General features: G+C 69.4%; 1 protein-coding gene. It reads left to right on the top strand.

Features of this window, described 5'->3' with window-relative positions; translation table 11 throughout:
* Window positions 1–332 precede the first annotated feature (332 nt).
* The gene (locus Q1W26_RS17355) at window positions 333–2,045 is read left to right on the top strand and encodes a CHAT domain-containing protein (protein WP_300442747.1); all 1,713 of its coding nucleotides are present in this window, start codon (window positions 333–335) and stop codon (window positions 2,043–2,045) included.
* Window positions 2,046–2,273: the final 228 nt, after the last annotated feature.

Raw genomic sequence — 2,273 nt, 5'->3', positions numbered from 1 at the left:
TCCTTGTTCACCCGCATGTATTCCACGTCGGTGATGCGGTTGGCCACCCGCCGCATCAGCACGTGAATCCGCCCCAGCAGGCCGAGGATGACGGAATCGGACTCCATGACTGCACCTCTTGCTTGGTATTGGAATGTGCACCCGCAGCAAATGCCGTGCCGGGGAGAATTCCGCCAAAACGGGCCATGACAGCGCCCCCGCGCCCCGTCATGGCCCGCCGCGGCAGCAGCCGGGCACCGCGCTGGTGCGGCGGACACTTGCGGCAGCCCGCCCACCGGCTAAGCTGAAACCACGGCCACCGCGCCGCAGCCTTCAACGACCGAGGATGCACCATGCCCCCACGCCCGCCCCCGGACACCGTAGCCGTCCGTTTCGTCGATTTCGCGATCCGGGCCTGGCGTACGGATCCACAGCACATCGAGGTGATCGCCCACTCGACGCCGGTCGGTGGCATGCGCCACCCGGTCAGCCTGCGCCAGCCGCGCATCCGCCCCGCCGACGTGGAAATCGGCTTCAGCCACAGCCTCGACCGCGCCGCCGAAGTGGGACGCGACCTGACCCGGGTGCTGCTGCCCGAGCCCATCTACGGCCTGTTGCTGGAAAGCCTGCGCTGGGCCGCCGAACGGCCCGACATCGGCCTGCGCCTGCGCCTGTGCCTGGACGATGAACTCATCGACCTGCCGTGGGAGTGCCTGTACCGCCAGGAACTCGCCGGCCCGGCCGTGCCCGCCGGCTTCTTCCTCGCCGACGGCGACGTGTCGCTGGTGCGCGAGCCGCCCATCCTGCCCCTGCCGGCCGGCAGCACTGACCACGTCCAGCGCCTGCTCTTTCTCGGCACCCTGTTCGACGATCCGCACACCCCCGACCAGTGGCTGGTGCACGAGGAATTCCGCCTGCTCGGCGAGCGCACCGCGGCCCTCGCCCGGCGGGTCGCCTTCGAGTTCGTCGCCACCACCGACAGCGCCGGGGTGGAAGCCCGCCTGGCCACGCCCATCGACATCTTTCACTACGCCGGCCACGTCGAGGCCGACAACGACGATGCCCACTTCCTGCAATGCGCCCGCTTCGACGGGGTGGTGGAGTTTGCCGAGGCCAGCCCCCAGCCCGCCCCGTGGACCCGCGCCCGGGTGCTGGCGCCCCGCCTGAAGGCGGCCGGCACCCGCCTGGCGGTGTTCAACGCCTGCAACAGCGGCAGCTGGAACTTCGTCCGGCCCTTCATGCAGGCGGCCCTGCCGACTTTCATCGGGGTTCAGGGCTCGGTCAGCAACGCTGCGGCGCTGGTCTTTTCGGCGGCGCTGTATGGCGCCCTGGCGGCCGGCCTGTCGGTGGATGAAGCCGTCACCCAGGCACGTCTGGCGGTGCTCGAACTGGCCTTGCAGGATCCTGCCGACATGCCCGCCGACCGGCGCCGGGTGCAGATTTCGGCCAACGACTGGCTGCGCTTCATGATCTACATGCCGACCGGCGACGCGGTGCTCTTTCCGCGCCCCGAGCGCGGCAGCGAACAGGGCCAGGCCAGGCGCCGTCGCAGCGGCCAGCTGGAAACCCTCTACGCGACGCTGGCCCGGCTCAACGATTCGGAGCAGGCCCAGGTGGTGTCCGAAATCTATCGCTCCCGGGTGCTGATCCTGGGGCGCTTCGACGCCGCCCACAAACCCACCCTCGACGCCCTCGGCGCCGCCCTGGAAGCCCACCCGCGCCATTACCGCAAACACCTTTTCGATTACGAACCGCCGGCGGGACGCAACCTGACCGAATGGGTACGGGCCCACGCGCTGATGTCGCGCTTCGTGATCGCCGACATCAGCGACCCGAACAGCGTGCCCCATGAACTGGCCAGCGTGGTGCCCACCTCGCCCTCGGTGCCCATCGTGCCGATCATCCGCGAAGGCGCGCGGGACTACAGCATGTTCCGCGACCTGCGCGCCTACCCGTGGGTGCTGCCGACCGTCACCTACCGCAACGACGACGACCTGCGCGCCCGCCTCGAGGCCGACATCATCGGCCCGGCCGAAGCCCGGCTGGCCGCCTGGAAGCCGGCCTGAGCAGCGCTTCAGCCTGCCCCGCCAACGCCGGAAACGACAAGCCCGGCACGGGGCCGGGCTTGTCGCTGCTACCAGGGTGACGGGAAGGTCAGGCGGACTTCGCCCTGGTTTCACCGCCGATGAAGAAGCTGGTGATGTAGACCAGCAAGCCGATCAGGAACATCACGCCGGCGCCTTCACGCAGCCAGTAGAAGATCGTCAGCTGGTCCTGCGCCGCCATGAACGAGA

This window comes from Zoogloea sp. (genome assembly GCF_030157465.1).
GTDB lineage: Bacteria > Pseudomonadota > Gammaproteobacteria > Burkholderiales > Rhodocyclaceae > Zoogloea.
This window is presented reverse-complemented; position numbering and strand designations above follow the sequence as displayed.

Excerpts from the sequence above, each read along its gene's own strand:
- Q1W26_RS17355 (WP_300442747.1), top strand. The coding sequence starts at position 333 with ATGCCCCCACGCCCGCCCCCGGACACCGTAGCCGTCCGTTTCGTCGAT.